Origin of the sequence: Streptosporangium sp. NPDC002544 (assembly GCF_040295965.1) — a bacterium.
GTDB lineage: Bacteria > Actinomycetota > Actinomycetes > Streptosporangiales > Streptosporangiaceae > Streptosporangium.
This window is the reverse complement of the sequence record NZ_JBEOWJ010000028.1, coordinates 134,521-150,501: the sequence shown is the minus strand read 5'-3', so window position 1 is coordinate 150,501 and position 15,981 is coordinate 134,521. Positions and strand designations below refer to the sequence as shown.

Genomic DNA, 15,981 nt, shown 5'->3' with positions numbered 1-15,981 from the left:
GCCCCGTCACCGAAGTTCTTCGGTGACGGGGCGGCACGCCCACCAGTGCTGTCCCGTCTCCTGGGCGTCAGCTCACGCCGAGCAGGTCCACGACGAAGATGAGCGTCTCGCCGGGCTTGATGCGGTTACCCGCACCGGCGTTGCCATAGCCGAGGTGCGGCGGGATGGTGAGACGGCGACGGCCGCCGACCTTCATGCCCGCGACGCCCTGGTCCCAGCCCGCGATGACCCGGCCCCCGCCCAGCGGGAACTGGAAGGTGTCGCCGCGGTTCCACGACGCGTCGAACTCCTCGCCCGTCGAGAAGGCCACGCCGACGTAGTGCACGGTGACCTGGTGCCCCGGCTTGGCCTCCGGGCCGTCCCCTACGACGATGTCGACGATCTCCAGCTCCGAGGGCGGGGCGCCTTCCGGAAAGTCGATCTCCGGCTTCTCCAGTGCCACGTGGTTCTCCTTGGTTGGATACGCGCCGGTCGATTTCCGACCGGCCGGACGACTCTACGGGGTCCGGCGCCGCCACGAGAGCCACGGGGACGGGATGGCTCCCGCGTCGTCCTTCGGGAAAGGAGCGTGGAGCGGGTGGGGAGGCGAGGCGCACGGGATTCACCACCGGAGTAACGGCGCGCATGGGCATGACGGGACGAGTCGTCGGGCCACCTGGTCCACCTGGGCCACAGTCGGCGGCATCCACGCCGCGGGTGGCCGGCGACGGGTGGAGCCCTGCTGAGAGTCACTGGGGAGCGCTCTCTGGTTGAGAGAGTGACCTGACTCGCGAGGAGTGTCAAGGGCGTGGAGCTGCATCGTGGAACACGATGGAAACGCGACCTTAATGTGACCTTTTATTGTGGGAGCGCTCCATCTACTGCTAAATCTAACTCTTAAACATGCTTGACCTGGGAAAACGCCCCGAAGTCCGGGAGAGCGCTCTCCAAGAAAAGCCGACTTTAGGGTGCAGGTCGGCGTTCGGGGGGCCGTTGACACACAACCCTGTTGGTATCAATCTGCTCAGGGAGCGCTCTCTCCATGATCATTTATGAGGACCCTAGGAGGGTTCCATGCGTAAGTCACGCCACCGGTTCCTCGCCCCGATGGTCGCCGTCTCCGCCCTGGCCCTGGGCCTCACCGCCTGCGGCGGCGGCAACGGCGGCGGTACCACCGCAGACGGTGGGGCGGCCTCCCAGCCGGCCGAGAAGATCAAGCTGACCGTCGGGCTGTTCAGCGACTTCCACTTCGCGCCGCTGTACGAGGAGTTCAAGAAGACCCACCCCAATGTGGAGATCGTGGAGCGCCGCGCGCAGTTCAACGACCACCACACCAACCTCATCACGCAGCTCACCACCGGGGCGGGCGCCGCGGACGTGGTCGCGGTCGAGGGCGGCTACATCGCCTCCTTCACGCCGGTGCCCGACAAGTTCTACAACCTCAAGGACTACGGCCTGGACTCGCGCCAGAGCGAGTACCTCGACTGGAAGTGGAAGCTGGGCGTCTCCAACGACGGCTCCTCGCTCATGGGACTGGGCACCGACGTCGGCGGCCTGGCCATGTGCTACCGCCCCGACCTGTTCAAGAAGGCCGGCCTGCCAACCGACCGTGACGAGGTGTCGGCGCTCTGGCCGACCTGGGACGGCTACATCGAGACCGGCAAGAAGTTCGTCGCGGCCAAGGTGGCGGGCGCCAAGTTCACCGACGGTCCCGGTGAGCACTTCCGCGCCATGGTCGAGCAGGCCCCCGTCGGTTTCTACGACGACCAGTACAACATCGTCGCCGCCACCAACCCCGAGGTGCGCAAGGCGTTCGACACGGGCGTGAAGATGATCAACGACGGTCTCTCCGCCAACCTCGCCGCCTTCTCGCCGCCGTGGAACACCGGAATCGCCAAGGGCACCTTCGCCACCATGGTCTGCCCGGCCTGGAAGACCGGCACGATCAAGGACCAGAAGCCCGGTGAGGGCACCTGGGACATCGCCGCGGTGCCCGGCGGCGGCGGCAACCAGGGCGGCACCCACCTGATGCTGCCCAAGCAGGGCAAGCACCCCAAGGAGGCCGCGGAACTGATCAACCTGCTGACCAGCAAGGAGAGCCAGATCAAGCTCTTCAAGGAGGCCAGCGCGCTGCCCTCGCTGCCCGCCCTGTACGACGACCCGGCGGTGTCCGAGTACGTCAACCCGTACTTCGGCAACGCGCCGATCGGCAAGATCTTCACCGACGCCGCCAAGGCGCTCAAGCCGCAGCCCGTCGGGCCCAAGGGCGGTGACATCCTGCAGGCGATCGGCAACGGCCTTCAGCGGGTCGACCAGGGCAAGCAGAACCCCGAGGAGGCCTGGAAGCAGGCGCTTGAGGACGTCGGCAGGATCAAGTAGCCGCCCCTTCGGCCGACTGGTCTCGCACCGGTCGGCCACCTGCTTGCCGCCCACCTGAGCCGCACGCCCGTCCTCCCCAACGAATCCTGGAAAGGAGCTGCCATGGCCACTCGGGCACCCGATCGCCTGGCGGCGGCCCCGGCGGGCAAGCCGACGGGGCCCCGCCACCGCCTGCGCCGCCACCTGGTCCACCAACTCGACGTCAAAGGCTCGCCGTACGCGTATGTGGCCCCGTTCTTCCTGCTGTTCTCCGCCTTCGGGCTGTTCCCCCTGGCCTACACCGCCTGGGTGAGCCTGCACGAGTGGACGCTGCTCCGGGACGAACAGCCCTTCGTCGGCCTGGAGAACTTCAGGACGCTGCTCGCCGACGACTACTTCTGGAACGCCACCTTCAACACCCTGTCCATCGGGGTGCTGTCCACGGTTCCGCAGTTGCTGCTGGCCATCTGGCTGGCCCACCTGCTCAACCGGCCGCTGCGGGCGCAGACCTTCTTCCGCGTCACGCTGCTGCTGCCCAACGTGACCAGCGTGGTCGCGGTGGTGGTCATCTTCAGCCAGCTCTTCGGCCGCGACTTCGGCATGATCAACTGGACGCTGTCGCTGTTCGGCGTCGAGGGTGTCGCCTGGAACGAGGGCGTGCTGAGCTCCCACGTCGCCATCTCCATCATGATCATGTGGCGGTGGACGGGCTACAACGCGCTGATCTTCCTGGCGGCCATGCAGGCCGTGCCGCGTGAGCTGTACGAGGCGGCCACCCTCGACGGTGCGAGCGACATGACCCAGCTCCGCAGGATCACCATCCCGATGATCAGGCCCACGATCGTCTTCGTCGTGATCACCTCGACGATCGGTGCCATGCAGATTCTCGCCGAGCCGCTGCTGTTCGGCTCCTACCTCATCACCGGAGGGGTGGACCGGCAGTACCAGACGCTCTCGCTGTTCATCTACGAGAACTTCACCAAGCTCGACTTCGGCTACGCCTCGGCCATCTCCTGGATGATGTTCGTCTTCATCGTCCTGGTCGCCGGTGTCAACTACCTGATCACCCGCCGCGCGAAGGGAGGGTTGACGTGAGCGCCCGTACCGCCGTCTCCGGAGCCCGGCGCTCCACGGCCGCCCGCAGGCTCACCTATCTCACACTGACGGCGGTGGCGTTCTTCTCCATGCTGCCGCTCTACTACAGCATCGTGGTGGCCTCCCGCGACAACGCGGCCCTGGCCGACGTCCCACCGCCGCTGCTGCCCGGCGGCAACTTCTTCGCCAACGTCGCCCGCGTCTTCGACACCGTCCCCTTCGCCCTGGCGATGGTCAACTCCGTCCTGGTCTCCGGCTCCGTCGCGATCGCGGTGATGTTCTTCTCCACGCTGGCCGGGTTCGCCTTCGCCAAGCTGCGCTTCCGCGGCCGCAACGCCCTGCTCCTGCTCACCGTGGCGACCATGATGGTGCCGACCCAGCTCGGCATCATCCCGCTGTACATGCTGATGGTGAAGCTGGAGTGGACCGGCACCATGTACGCGCTGATCGTGCCCGCGCTCGTCAACGCGTTCGGCGTGTTCTTCATGACCCAGTACCTCTCCCGGGCGCTGCCGACCGAGCTGCTCGAGGCAGGCCGGGTCGACGGCTGCAGCACCTGGGGCCTGTTCTGGCACGTCGTGCTTCCGACCGCCCGCCCGGCGGCGGCGGTGCTGGGCATGCTCACCTTCATGTCGGTCTGGAACGACTACTTCTGGCCGCTGGTCGTGCTGACCCCGGAGGATCCGACGGTGCAGGTCGCCCTGTCCACGCTGGCCAGCGGATACGTCAACGACTACGTGCTCGGCCTGGCGGGCACCACGCTCGGCACCCTGCCGCTGATGCTGGTGTTCGCTCTTCTCGGTAAACAGATCATCGGAGGAATCATGCAGGGAGCGGTGAAGGGATGACCGTCGTCGGCACTCGGGGGGCCACCCTTACGGAAGGGCGTGCGGACTTCCCCACCGGTTTCGTCTGGGGCGCGGCCACCGCGTCCTACCAGATCGAGGGGGCCGTGCGTGAGGACGGCCGCGAGCCCTCGATCTGGGACACCTTCTCGCGTACCCCGGGCAAGGTCGCCGGGGGCGACACCGGCGACGTGGCGTGCGACCACTACTTCCGTCACGCCGACGACGTCTCGCTGATGAGCGAGCTGGGCCTGGCGGCGTACCGGTTCTCGGTGGCCTGGCCCAGGGTCCAGCCGCACGGGAGCGGCCCTGTCAACGCGCGGGGCCTCGACTTCTACAGCCGCCTGGTGGACCGGCTGCTGGAGGCGGGCATCACGCCGTACGTCACCCTCTACCACTGGGATCTTCCGCAGGCGCTGGAGGACGCGGGGGGCTGGCCCGAGCGCGACACCGCCTACCGGTTCGCCGAGTACGCGGCGGCCGTGTACGCGCGGCTGGGGGATCGCGTCCACAACTGGACGACCCTCAACGAGCCGTGGGTGGCGGCCTTCCTCGGCTACGGCAACGGGGTGCACGCGCCCGGCAGGACCGACCCCGCGGCGGCCTTCCGCGCGGCCCACCACATGCTGCTGGGACACGGGCTGGCGGCACGGGCGCTCCGCGAGGCGGGCGCGCGGGAGATCTCGCTGGTCCTCAACCTGTCGCCGGTGATCACCCCGGCCCAGGTGGCCGATCCGGGGGCCGCGCCCTCGGCGGCGGACGCGGAGGCGGTCGGCCGGATCGACACCCTGCTGACCAGGCAGTTCATCGACCCTGCGGTACGCGGGGAGTATCCCGCCGAGTTCCTCGACATCGTCGGGCGCAACGGTGGCGTCGACCACATCCGGGACGGCGACCTGGCGATCATCAACCAGCCGATCGACCTGCTGGGTATCAACTACTACAACCCATGCGTGGTGGAGTCGGGTCCCGGCCAGGCGGCCGACGCGGCGTGGCCGGGCAGCGAGGACATCAGGTTCTGCCCGGCGGACGGCGTGCCGGCCACCGCGATGGGCTGGCCGATCGTGCCGAACGGGCTCTCCCGCCTGCTGGTGCGGCTCTCCGACGACTACCCGGAGGTCGGCCTGATCATCACCGAGAACGGCGCGGCATTCGACGACGTCGTGGAGGACGGCCGCGTTCACGACGCGCGCAGGACCGACTATCTGGACGGCCACCTGCGCGCCGTGCACGCCGCGATCGCGGACGGGGCGGACGTGCGTGGTTACCTGGTCTGGTCACTGCTGGATAATTTCGAATGGGCCGAGGGGTACCGGCGGAGATTCGGGATCGTACATGTCGACTTCGCCACCCAGCGGCGCCTGCTCAAGGACAGCGCGCTCTGGTACCGCGAGGTCATCGCGCGCAACGGACTGTAGGGGAACACGATGAAACGACCCACCCTGGAGGCGGTCGCCGCCCGTGCCGGGGTCTCCCGGTCGACCGTCTCCCGGGTGGTGAACGGCCAGACCACGGTCACCGCCGACATCCGAGAACTGGTCATGCGCGCGGTGAACGAGCTCGGCTACGTCCCCAACGGGGCGGCGAGGAACCTGGCGACCCAGCGGACCAACTCGGTCGCGCTGGTCGTCTCGGAGTCGCCGAACCGGGTGTTCTCCGACGATCCGATGTTCTCCACGGTCATCCGCTCGGCCAGCCTGGAGCTGGAGGCCGTCAACAAGCAGGTCGTGCTGCTGCTGGCCGGGTCGCCGGAGAGCCATGCCCGGGTGGAGCACTACATAGCCGGCGGTCACGTCGACGGCGTCATGCTCGTGTCGAGCCATGGCGCCGACCCGCTGCCGGTCGCGCTCACCCGGCTGCGCGTCCCGGTCGTCTCCTACGGCAGGCCGGCCGTGCCGGTCGCGATGCCCTACGTCGACAACGACAACGTCGCCGGCGCCGCCACCGCCGTGCGGCACCTGCTGGAGCGGGGCAGGCGGCGCATCGCCACCATCGCGGGACCGTTGGACATGATCGGCGGCCAGGACCGGCTGGCCGGATACCGAGAGGTGCTCCGCGATTCCGACCGCCGCTCGATCATCGCGGTCGGCGACTTCACCCGGGAGTCCGGGGCGGTCGCGATGCGGCAGCTGCTCGCCGACGACCCGGAGCTCGACGCGGTCTTCGCCGCCAACGACCTGATGGCGATCGGCGCCATGCACGCGCTCCGCCAGGCGGGGCGGCAGATCCCCGGTGACGTCGCGATCGTCGGCTACGACGACATAGAGGCCGCCCGCTACACCGACCCGCCGCTCACGACCATCCACACCCCGCACGCCGAGCAGGCCGCGGCCATGGTCCGTCTCCTGCTCGGCCTCCTCGACGGGGGGCCCGCCGAAAACGTGATCGTCTCCACCGAACTGGTCGTCAGGGCGTCGTCGTAGATCCCCGGACGATCAGCTCGGTGGGGAGCATCACCTGTGCCTTCTCCTCCAGGTCGAGCACCATGCGGGCGAGCCTCCGCCCCATCTCGACGGTCGGCTGCCTGACCGTGGTCAGCGAGGGCTCGGTGTAGGACGCGGCGGGGATGTCGTCGAAGCCGACCACCGCGACGTCGCCGGGGACCTGCCGTCCCGCCTGGCGCAGGGCGGTAAGCGCGCCCAGTGCCATCAGGTCGTTGGCCACGAACACCGCGTCGAGCTCCGGGTCGTCGGCGAGCAGCTGCCGCATCGCCGACGTCCCCGACTCGCGGGTGAAGTCGCCGACCGCGACGATGGAGCGGCGGTCGGAGTCGCGGAGCACGGCACGGTAGCCGTTGAGCCGGTCGATCCCGGCGATCATGTCCTGCGGTCCCGCGATGGTCGCGATCCGGCGGCGCCCCTGCTCCACCAGGTGCCGCACCGCGCGCTCGGCGCCGCCGACGTTGTCCATGTCCACGTACGGCAGGCTGCTGGGCACGCTGGGCCTGCCGCTGCACACCACCGGCACGCCGCGCCTGGCGAGGATGCCGGGCAGCGGGTCGGTTCCGTGCATCGAGGCGATGATCACGCCGTCCACGTGGCCGTTGGTGGCGTAGCGCTCGACCCGCTGGTAACCGCCGGCCAGGCCGGTGAGCATCAGCACGAGCTGCTTGTCGGCCTCCTCGATCTCCATGCTGACCCCCCGGATGATCCCGGAGAAGGTGGGATCCTCGGAGAAGACCCGGGTCGCCGGTTCGGGGAAGACGAGGGCGATCGAGTCGGCCCGTTGGGTGACCAGGCTCCGCGCCGCCTGGTTGGGCACGTAGCCCAGCTCGTCCACGGCGCGGTTGACCGCCTCGCGGATCTCCGGCGCCACGCGCGTGGAGCCGTTGACCACGCGTGAGGCGGTCGCCCGGGACACACCGGCCCGGGCGGCCACCTTCTCCAGGGTTGGACGGGCCCTCACAGTCCGTTCCGGCGTACTACCTTGCTGTACCACAGGGCACTGTCCTTGGGGGTACGGCGTTGGGTTCCGTAATCGACATGTACGACGCCAAAGCGTTTGCGGTAACCTTCGGCCCACTCGAAGTTGTCCAGCAGGGACCAGACGAGGTAGCCGCGTAGGTCCGCACCACCCTCGATGGCCGCGTGCGCCGCGCGCAGGTGCCCGTCGAGATAGGAGAGGCGGCCGACGTCGTGCACCTCGCCGTTCTCGACGACGTCGTCGTAGGCGGCGCCGTTCTCGGTGATGATCAGTGGGGTGCCCGGATAGTCGCGCGAGAGCCGCAGGAGCAGATCGGTCAGGCCGAACGGCTGGACCGGCCAGCCCATCGCGGTCTTCGGCGCGTCGGCGAGGCCGAAGGCGATGCCCTCGCTGCCCGGGTAGACGGGGTTGGCGGGCTCACCGGTGCGGGCGGCCACGGTCTGCGGGTGGTAGTAGTTCACGCCCAGCAGGTCGATCGGCTGGCTGATGGTCTCCAGATCCCCGTCCCGCACGAAGGACCAGTCGGTGAAACGGCGGGCCCGCTCCACGACGTCGGCGGGATACTCGCCGCGGAGCACCGGGTCCAGGAAGATCCGGTTCTGCAGGCCGTCGACGAGCTCGGTCGCCGCGACGTCGTCGCCGAGCACGGGGGCGAGGTTGAGCGTGATGCCGACCTTGGTGGCGCCCGAGGCACGCAGTGCCTGGACGGCCAGGCCGTGGCCGAGCAGCAGGTGGTGGGCGGCGGCGAAGCCCAGCGCGGGATCGGCGAGGCCGGGAGCGTGGATGCCCGAGGCGTAGCCGAGGAAGGCCGAGCACCAGGGCTCGTTCAGGGTGGTCCAGGTCTCGACCCGGTCACCCAGCCGGCCGTGCGCGATCGCGGCGTAGTCGGCGAAGTGCGCGGCGGTCTCCCTGCTGGTCCAGCCACCGAGATCCTCCAGGGTCTGCGGCAGGTCCCAGTGGTAGAGCGTCACGATCGGGGTGATGCCCGCGCCGAGGAGTTCGTCGACGAGGCGGTCGTAGAAGTCCAGACCGCGCGGGTTCACCGGGCCCGAGCCGTCGGGCTGCAGGCGGGGCCAGGAGATGGAGAAGCGGTAGGCCGCGAGGCCGAGGTCGCGCATGATGGCGACGTCCTCGGGATAGCGGTGGTAGTGGTCGCATGCGACGTCACCGGTGTGGCCCGAGTAGACCTTGCCAGGGGTCCGGGAGAAGGTGTCCCAGATCGAGGGCCCCCTGCCATCGTCCCGGGCGGCGCCCTCGATCTGGTAGGCCGCGGTCGCGGCACCCCAGACGAAGCCCTCGGGAAACCTCAGCACGCCGGAGTCCCGAAGGTGGTAGGACTTTTCGGCGGACATGGTCATGTCCTCACCGTCCCATTCTGTGTGGCTGTTCCGTGAGAGCGCTCTCACGAGCATCACGGTAGCGCACGGATCGTGTCAAGAAAAATGAGACTGTAACCGTAATATCACAGTTCTTGACATTGAGTGGTGTGCGGACAATTCTTCCAGAGAGCGCTCTCTCACTCCCCGGCAATGTACATATGGAGGAAGGTCCATGTCGCTCCTCTCTCGGCCCAATCGTGCCGTCCTGGTGGCGGGCACCATAGGGCTGGCGCTGGTCGCCACCGCATGCGGATCCACGGAGGCCAAGCCATCGGCGGGCGGCGGCAGCAGCACGTCCCCCGAATGCGCCGCCTTCAGCCAGTACGGTAAGCACGAGGGCAAGACCGTCAGCATCTACTCGCCGATCCGCGACACGGAGGCCGACCTCTTCGAGCAGGCGTGGAAGCCGTTCGCCCAGTGCACCGGCATCAAGATCACATACGAGGGCACCGGCGAGTTCGAGGCCCAGATCCAGGTCCGCGCGGACGGCGGCAACCCCCCCGACATCGCCTTCTTCCCCCAGCCGGGACTGCTGGAGCGCTTCGCCAAGGCCGGCAAGCTCAAGCCCGCCTCCGAAGAGGTCAAGAAGCTCACCGGCGAGGGCTGGTCTGCGGACTGGGCCAAGTACGCCACGGTCGACGGCACCTTCTACGGCGCCCCGCTGGGCGCCAGCGTGAAGTCCTTCGTGTGGTACTCGCCGAAGATGTTCACCGAGAAGGGCTGGGCCGTCCCCAAGACCTGGGACGAGCTCATGACGCTCAGCACCACGATCGCCGGCACCGGCATCAAGCCGTGGTGCGCGGGCATCGAGTCCGGTGACGCGACCGGCTGGCCGGCCACCGACTGGATCGAGGACATCCTGCTCCGGGAGATCGGCCCCGAGGGCTACGACGACTGGGTGGGCCACAAACTGCCGTTCAACGACCCCAAGGTCGTCGCGGCGGTGGACAAGGTCGGCGCGATCCTCAAGAACGACAAGTTCGTCAACGGCGGCTACGGCCCGGTCAAGTCGATCGCCAGCACCGCCTTCCAGGAGGGCGGCGTCCCGATCACCGAGGGCAAGTGCGCCCTGCACCGCCAGGCGTCCTTCTACGCCAACTTCTGGCCCGAGGGCACCAAGGTCGCCGAGGACGGCGACGTGTTCGCCTTCTACCTGCCGGGCAACGACCCGGCCAAGAAGCCGGTGCTCGGCGCGGGCGAGTTCGTGGCGGCCTTCGCCGACCGTCCCGAGGTCCAGACCGTCCAGGCCTACCTCGCCTCCGCGGAGTTCCCCGCCGCCCGGATGAAGCTGGGCACCTACGTCACCGCCCGCAAGGGTGTCGACCCGACCAACGCCCAGAACCCGATCGACAAGCTCTCCATGGAGATGCTGCAGGACCCGAGCACGATCTTCCGCTTCGACGGCTCGGACCTGATGCCGGCCGCGGTGGGCGCGGGCACCTTCTGGAAGGGCATGACCGACTGGATCAACGGCAAGGACACCAAGACGGTCCTCGACTACATCGAGGCCTCCTGGCCCAAGTCCTGACATAACTCGATAGGTCCGGTCCCGCGTGATGCGGGACCGGACCGTCGTTCCCCCCGGCCCGATCCTCCCGGGAGATCCTCCGATGGACTTCGACTTCGCCGCCGAACTGCCCAAACTCGTCCAACTGCTGATCGGCGTCGCCGCGTTCCTCGTGGTGGTCGCGGTGATACTGGTGCTGGTCGACCGCGTCCCGATGCGACGGCGCGCCTGGACCCACGCCGCCATCCTGCTGCTGCCCGCCATCCTGCTGCTCACCATCGGCCTGGTCATCCCGGCCGTGCGGACCACCCTGCTGTCGTTCATGAGCGGTGACGGCAAGCAGTGGGTGGGCATGGACAACTACGGCTGGATGTTCACCCAGCCGGAGGCGGTGACCGTACTGCGCAACACCCTGATCTGGGTGCTGCTCGTCCCGCTACTGGTGACCTCGGTCGGCCTGGTCTACGCCGTCCTGGTGGACCGCACCCGCTTCGAGGCGCTCGCCAAGTCGCTGGTCTTCCTGCCGATGGCGATCTCCTTCGTCGGCGCGGGCATCATCTGGCGCTTCGTCTACGCCTACCGCTCCGAGGAGCAGGACCAGATCGGCCTGCTCAACCGGCTCGTGGTCGCCGTCGGCGGCGAGCCGCAACAGTGGCTCCAGGAACCCCCGCTCAACACGCTCTTCCTGATCGTGGTCATGGTCTGGATCCAGGCAGGCTTCGCCACCGTGGTGCTCTCCGCGGCCATCAAGGGCATCCCCGCCGAGATCGTCGAGGCCGCCAAGCTGGACGGTGCCACCCCGCTGCAGATGTTCTTCAGGGTGACGCTGCCCTCCATCCGCTCGGCCATCGTGGTCGTGGTGGTCACCCAGTCGATCGGCACGCTCAAACTGTTCGACATCGTCCGCACCATGACCGGCGGTCAGTTCGACACCAGCGTCATCGCCAACGAGATGTACAATCAGGCCTTCCGGTACGGCGAGACGGGCAAGGGCGCGGCCCTCGCGGTCTTCCTGTTCGTACTGGTCACCCCGATCGTGATCTACCAGATCCGCCAGCGCAGGGAGGCCCTGAGGTGACCGGGCGAGCAGGCTGCGCGAGCACGCCCCGGACGAAGGAGGCCACGTGGCCACGTTGACCCAGACCGCGCTGCGGACCCGGGTGGAGAACGCGCCGCAACGCGTACGGCGGCGGTTGAGCGGCCGGGTCGCCAGTGCCGTCGCGATCGTCATCGCCGTCCTGTGGACCACCCCGACCTTCGGCCTGCTGCTCTCCTCGCTGCGCCCGGAGGACCAGATCAAGACCACCGGCTGGTGGACGTTCTTCTCCGACCCGCAGATCACGCTGGAGAACTACCAGCAGGTCCTGTTCGGCACCTCCTCGTCGTCCGGCCAGATGATGAGCTTCCTGATCAACTCGATCGTCATCACGATCCCGTCGGTGCTCTTTCCGCTGGCGCTGGCCACCTTCGCGGCGTACGCGCTGGCCTGGCTGCCATTCCGCGGGCGCGAGTGGATCTACATCGGCGTCTTCGCGCTGCAGATCGTGCCGCTGCAGATGTCACTCGTGCCGCTGCTGTCGTTCTTCTCCGAGGGCGTGGCCGTCTTCGGCGTCCAACTGCTGCCCGCCTGGGACCTGGAGGGCCCGGCCCGCTTCGTCCAGGTCTGGTTCGCCCACACCTGTTTCGCCCTGCCACTGGGCGTCTTCCTGCTGCACAACTTCATGTCCGAGCTCCCCGGCGAGCTCATGGAGGCGGCCAGGGTGGACGGGGCCAGTCACGGGAAGGTGCTGCGCACGATCGTCCTCCCGCTGGTCGGGCCCGCGCTGGCCACCTTCGCCATCTTCCAGTTCCTCTGGGTCTGGAACGACCTGCTGGTGGCCCTGATCTTCGCCGGCGGCACTCCGGACAGCGCCCCGATGACGGTGCGGCTGGCGCAGATGGCGGGCACCAAGGGCAACGAGTGGCAACGCCTGACCTCGGGCGCGTTCGTCTCGCTGATCATCCCGCTGATCGTCTTCCTGTCGATGCAGCGCTACTTCGTCCGCGGCCTGCTCGCCGGCAGCGTCAAGGGCTGACCGGCCCCGGGCTCTCCTCGATCCGGGTGTTCACACACGCGGTGAACACCCGGATAAAGAGAGCGAGATGTACAGGCATTTCCGACAAATCTGGAAAATGCCCTATTCTGCCGCACGTTCTCTTCGGAGTTTCGTGTCCGGGGTCAGCGAACGGGCTTCCATCGCCACCTGATGTCCCCGCTGGCCTTTATGCACCTATATTTCTTGTTCGTCACCTTCGCGTATCCGTATTTGCCGTGCGCGGCCGCCGGGCAGAACGCGCCCGGTGTGATGCATCGCCAGACCTGACCGTCGCGCCGGTAGGCGCATCCGGCAGTCGAGGTCGCGGCGGGCGCGGAAACCGTGGTGGCGGCGTGGACGGTACCGACCGCAGTCGGCGCGATCATGGCGCTGCCGACCAGGGCGGCGACGGCGAGCAAACGTCTCAACAAGCAGGGCTCCTGAAAAATGGGAATGTGCCGCTTGTGAGACGTCTTAGGCAAAGGACTGGTTGACCGGAAAATCAGGCTTTGTTGGAGTGCTTTCGCTGGGAATCCGGACCATTATGCTTAGCGAGTGAATTGCCGGGTTTGTCTGGCAGTTGAATTGCTCTCGTTGTGGTTCCGGTGTTCGAAACGGTCAGGGATCGGCCGTCGCCCACCTCACCGGAGGGAGGCGAGAAGCGGGAGCGGAGGGGGCAGGTTCGGATTCCCGGCGGACCTCCGGGGCGAAGAACGATGTGCCACGCGCCTTTTCCGCCGCCCCTGCGGCTCCGGTACGCCCCTGGTGCGGGCGTACCGGGTGTGTTTCAGGAGCGGGGCTGTTCCGGAGCGGGCCGGTCCTCGGTGCTCGGCGGCGTGGGGGCGGGGGCGTCCGGGGCGGAGGTGACCGGCCTGGCCGGAGGCGGAGTCGAGATGGCCGGGCGCGCGGAGAGGTCGGGAGTGACCGGCTGCGGGGGGAGGTCGGAGGTGACCGGGCGACCGGAGAGACCGGGGGCGGTCGGCTGCGGGGGGAGATCCGTGGTGAGCGGCTGCGCGGGGGTGGAGTGGCCGGGGGCGGTGGTCTGCGCGGCGGCGGGGTCGTACATGCCGGCCGACGGCGGGACCTCCACGACGACGGTGTCGGCCGGACCGGGGAGCGACGACTCCAGGATGGCGCGGGCGTGGTCCAGGTGCGAGGCCGTGACCAGCACGTCGTAGCGGCCGGCGACGATCGCGCTGCGCGAGGCGAAGTCCCGCTTGCCGCCGGTGAAGAGGTGGTTGATGAACCCGAACGCGGCGCCCATCACGGCGCCCCACAGGGCGGCCCAGAGCACGAGCACGATGAACGACAGCGTGGTCGAGGTGAACAGCCCGAGGAACATCCCGACCACGGCGCCGAAGGCCGCGCCGCTGCCCGCTCCGGTGAGGGCGGCCCGGCCGTTGGTCACCCTGCCGGTGACGGTCTCCTCGAGTTTCAGGTCGCTGCCGACGATCGCCACGTTCTCGACGGGAAATCCCGCGTCGGAGAGCCCGTCCACGGTTCGCTGCGCCGCGAGGTAGTTGTCGTAGCCTGCCAGGACCCTCCGGTCCACCACGACCTGCGTGTCCAGGCCGGTGGGCGTCTCGTTCATGGGTGCTCGCCTTTCGGGGGTGGGGGACGACTCGACGGTCGGACTACCCCGTGACCGGGGGAGGATGCCTGCCGGTATCGGCATCTTGTCGTGTGTGGCGACTCCGGGCGGGGCAGCGCGGTGCGAGCCCGGTGCCGGTCACCGGCGAGGGCGGACGGTGATGACCCACGGGGGACTGCGATTACCGCTACCGCTGGGGACGGGGGTGGGCGCCGCGGGGACGGCGGCGCCTCACCCCGGCGGGTGAACTACCAGCTCTGGTGGAGCGGCATGCCCTCGGTGTAGCCGGACGCGCTCTGCACACCGATCACCGCGCGCTCGTGGAACTCCTCCAGCGTGGAGGCGCCCGCGTAGGTGCACGAGGAGCGCAGGCCGGCCACGATGGCGTCGATCTGGTCCTCGACGCTGGGCATGGCCGGGTCGAGATACATCCTGGAGGTGGAGATGCCCTCCTCGAACAGTGCCTTGCGGGCCCGCTCGAAGGGGGAGTCCTCGGCGGTGCGCAGCATCACCGCGCGGGCCGAGGCCATCCCGAAGTTCTCCTTGTACTTGCGCCCGTCGGGGGCGGTACGGGTGTCGCCGGGCGACTCGTAGGTACCGGCGAACCAGGAGCCGATCATCACGTTGGACGCCCCGGCGGCCAGGGCCAGGGCCACGTCGCGGGGGTGGCGGACGCCGCCGTCGGCCCACACGTGGCGGCCCAGCCTGCGGGCCTCGGCGGAGCACTCCAGCACGGCGGAGAACTGCGGGCGGCCCACGCCGGTCATCATCCGGGTGGTGCACATGGCCCCGGGGCCGACGCCGACCTTCAGGATGTCGGCTCCCGCGTCGACCAGGTCGCGCACGCCCTCGGCGGTGACGACGTTGCCCGCCGCGACGGGTACGCCGGGGTCGAGCGCGCGGACCGCCCGCAGGGCGCTGATCATCTTCTCCTGGTGGCCGTGGGCGGTGTCCACTACCAGGCAGTCCACCCCGGCGTCGAGGATCTCCTTGGCCCTGGCGGCCACGTCGCCGTTGACGCCGACGGCCGCGGCGACGCGGAGCCTGCCCGAGTCGTCGACCGCGGGCTGGTACAGGGTGGCGCGCAGCGCGCCGGTCCTGGTCAGGATGCCGACCAGCCGGCCGTCGCCGTCCACGACCGGGGCGAGCCGGTGGCGGCCCTCGTGGAGGCGGTCGAAGACCTCGCGCGGGTCGAGCCCGGCGGGCAGGGTGAGCAGGTTGTCGGACATCACCCGGGAGAGCTGCGTGTACATGTCCACGCCGGAACAGTCGCCCTCGGTGACCACGCCGACCGGGCGGTTCTCCCAGTCGACGACGATGATCGCGCCGTGGGCCCGTTTGGGCAGCAGGTTGAGCGCCTCGCCGACGGTGTCGTGCGGGGTGAGCGTCAGCGGTGTGTCGTGGACCAGGTCGCGCTTCTTGACCCAGTCGACGACGCCCGCGACCACGTCGATCGGGATGTCCTGCGGGATCACGGTGATGCCGCCCCGGCGCGCGACGGTCTCGGCCATCCGCTTTCCCGCCACGGCCGTCATGTTGGCGACCACGACGGGGATGGTGGTCCCGGTGCCGTCCCTGCTGGAGAGGTCGACGGCGAGCCGTGAGCCGACGGAGGAGAGCGACGGGACCATGAACACGTCGCTGTAGGTCAGGTCGTAGGCCGGTGCCGACTCATTGAGAAATTTCACGTTATTCCACCTTATCCCGCGAATTGCCAGAGGTGAGCGTT

At 68.8% G+C, this 15,981-nt stretch carries 14 protein-coding genes; 8 read left to right on the top strand and 6 right to left on the bottom strand.

Features of this window, described 5'->3' with window-relative positions; translation table 11 throughout:
- Nucleotides 1-67 precede the first annotated feature (67 nt).
- A complete protein-coding gene (locus tag ABT061_RS34505; protein ID WP_350925951.1) occupies nt 68-442 on the bottom strand; it encodes an FKBP-type peptidyl-prolyl cis-trans isomerase in 375 nt (124 codons plus the stop codon).
- A gap of 611 nt (nt 443-1,053) precedes the next feature.
- On the opposite strand from ABT061_RS34505, the gene ABT061_RS34500 reads away from it, so the two are divergent.
- The 5 genes from ABT061_RS34500 to ABT061_RS34480 all read left to right on the top strand — a co-directional run bounded on the left by ABT061_RS34500 (nt 1,054) and on the right by ABT061_RS34480 (nt 6,700).
- On the top strand, nt 1,054-2,358 hold the full coding sequence (locus ABT061_RS34500; RefSeq protein ID WP_350925949.1) for an ABC transporter substrate-binding protein: 1,305 nt from the start codon (nt 1,054-1,056) through the stop codon (nt 2,356-2,358).
- Between the two features lie 102 nt (nt 2,359-2,460).
- On the top strand, nt 2,461-3,432 hold the full coding sequence (locus tag ABT061_RS34495) for a carbohydrate ABC transporter permease (RefSeq protein ID WP_350925947.1): 972 nt from the start codon (nt 2,461-2,463) through the stop codon (nt 3,430-3,432).
- Nucleotides 3,429-4,280 carry a carbohydrate ABC transporter permease gene (locus tag ABT061_RS34490; RefSeq protein ID WP_350925945.1) on the top strand — a complete coding sequence of 284 codons (852 nt, stop codon included), beginning with the start codon at nt 3,429-3,431 and terminating at the stop codon, nt 4,278-4,280. Before ABT061_RS34495 ends, ABT061_RS34490 begins: the two co-directional genes overlap by 4 nt.
- A complete protein-coding gene (locus ABT061_RS34485) occupies nt 4,277-5,695 on the top strand; it encodes a GH1 family beta-glucosidase (RefSeq protein WP_350925943.1) in 1,419 nt (472 codons plus the stop codon). The genes ABT061_RS34490 and ABT061_RS34485 overlap by 4 nt, the downstream gene beginning before the upstream one ends.
- Before the next feature lie 9 nt (nt 5,696-5,704).
- Entirely contained in the window at nt 5,705-6,700 is a 996-nt protein-coding gene (locus ABT061_RS34480; protein WP_350925941.1) for a LacI family DNA-binding transcriptional regulator, read from the top strand.
- Here the strand turns inward: ABT061_RS34480 and ABT061_RS34475 are convergent.
- A complete protein-coding gene (locus ABT061_RS34475) occupies nt 6,684-7,682 on the bottom strand; it encodes a LacI family DNA-binding transcriptional regulator (protein ID WP_350925939.1) in 999 nt (332 codons plus the stop codon). The two genes, ABT061_RS34480 and ABT061_RS34475, sit on opposite strands and share 17 nt — an antisense overlap.
- On the bottom strand, nt 7,679-9,058 hold the full coding sequence (locus tag ABT061_RS34470) for a GH1 family beta-glucosidase (protein ID WP_350925937.1): 1,380 nt from the start codon (nt 9,056-9,058) through the stop codon (nt 7,679-7,681). The genes ABT061_RS34475 and ABT061_RS34470 overlap by 4 nt, the downstream gene beginning before the upstream one ends.
- A 193-nt stretch (nt 9,059-9,251) precedes the next feature.
- On the opposite strand from ABT061_RS34470, the gene ABT061_RS34465 reads away from it, so the two are divergent.
- From ABT061_RS34465 to ABT061_RS34455, 3 genes are all read left to right on the top strand, one after another.
- On the top strand, nt 9,252-10,607 hold the full coding sequence (locus tag ABT061_RS34465) for an ABC transporter substrate-binding protein (protein ID WP_350925935.1): 1,356 nt from the start codon (nt 9,252-9,254) through the stop codon (nt 10,605-10,607).
- An 82-nt stretch (nt 10,608-10,689) separates the two neighbouring features.
- Nucleotides 10,690-11,664 (top strand): carbohydrate ABC transporter permease, encoded by a 975-nt coding sequence (locus ABT061_RS34460; RefSeq protein ID WP_350925933.1) that lies wholly within the window; start codon nt 10,690-10,692, stop codon nt 11,662-11,664.
- Nucleotides 11,665-11,710: 46 nt separating this feature from the next.
- Nucleotides 11,711-12,661: a carbohydrate ABC transporter permease gene (locus ABT061_RS34455; protein WP_350925931.1), complete on the top strand. Its 951-nt coding sequence runs from the start codon at nt 11,711-11,713 to the stop codon at nt 12,659-12,661.
- 143 nt (nt 12,662-12,804) lie between these two features.
- Here the strand turns inward: ABT061_RS34455 and ABT061_RS34450 are convergent, their stop codons facing one another.
- The 3 genes from ABT061_RS34450 to ABT061_RS34440 form a co-directional block, all read right to left on the bottom strand.
- A complete protein-coding gene (locus tag ABT061_RS34450) occupies nt 12,805-13,092 on the bottom strand; it encodes a hypothetical protein (protein ID WP_350925929.1) in 288 nt (95 codons plus the stop codon).
- 356 nt (nt 13,093-13,448) lie between these two features.
- Nucleotides 13,449-14,252: a YflT domain-containing protein gene (locus tag ABT061_RS34445; protein WP_350925927.1), complete on the bottom strand. Its 804-nt coding sequence runs from the start codon at nt 14,250-14,252 to the stop codon at nt 13,449-13,451.
- A gap of 248 nt (nt 14,253-14,500) precedes the next feature.
- Nucleotides 14,501-15,940 (bottom strand): GuaB1 family IMP dehydrogenase-related protein, encoded by a 1,440-nt coding sequence (locus tag ABT061_RS34440; RefSeq protein ID WP_350925925.1) that lies wholly within the window; start codon nt 15,938-15,940, stop codon nt 14,501-14,503.
- Nucleotides 15,941-15,981: the final 41 nt, after the last annotated feature.

What these genes read in the sequence shown, in the direction of transcription:
- ABT061_RS34445 (WP_350925927.1), bottom strand. Translation starts at nt 14,252, where the DNA reads ATGAACGAGACGCCCACCGGCCTGGACACGCAGGTCGTGGTGGACCGG.
- ABT061_RS34470 (WP_350925937.1), bottom strand. Translation starts at nt 9,058, where the DNA reads ATGACCATGTCCGCCGAAAAGTCCTACCACCTTCGGGACTCCGGCGTG.
- ABT061_RS34480 (WP_350925941.1), top strand. Translation starts at nt 5,705, where the DNA reads ATGAAACGACCCACCCTGGAGGCGGTCGCCGCCCGTGCCGGGGTCTCC.
- ABT061_RS34495 (WP_350925947.1), top strand. Translation starts at nt 2,461, where the DNA reads ATGGCCACTCGGGCACCCGATCGCCTGGCGGCGGCCCCGGCGGGCAAG.
- ABT061_RS34460 (WP_350925933.1), top strand. Translation starts at nt 10,690, where the DNA reads ATGGACTTCGACTTCGCCGCCGAACTGCCCAAACTCGTCCAACTGCTG.
- ABT061_RS34465 (WP_350925935.1), top strand. Translation starts at nt 9,252, where the DNA reads ATGTCGCTCCTCTCTCGGCCCAATCGTGCCGTCCTGGTGGCGGGCACC.
- ABT061_RS34500 (WP_350925949.1), top strand. Translation starts at nt 1,054, where the DNA reads ATGCGTAAGTCACGCCACCGGTTCCTCGCCCCGATGGTCGCCGTCTCC.
- ABT061_RS34485 (WP_350925943.1), top strand. Translation starts at nt 4,277, where the DNA reads ATGACCGTCGTCGGCACTCGGGGGGCCACCCTTACGGAAGGGCGTGCG.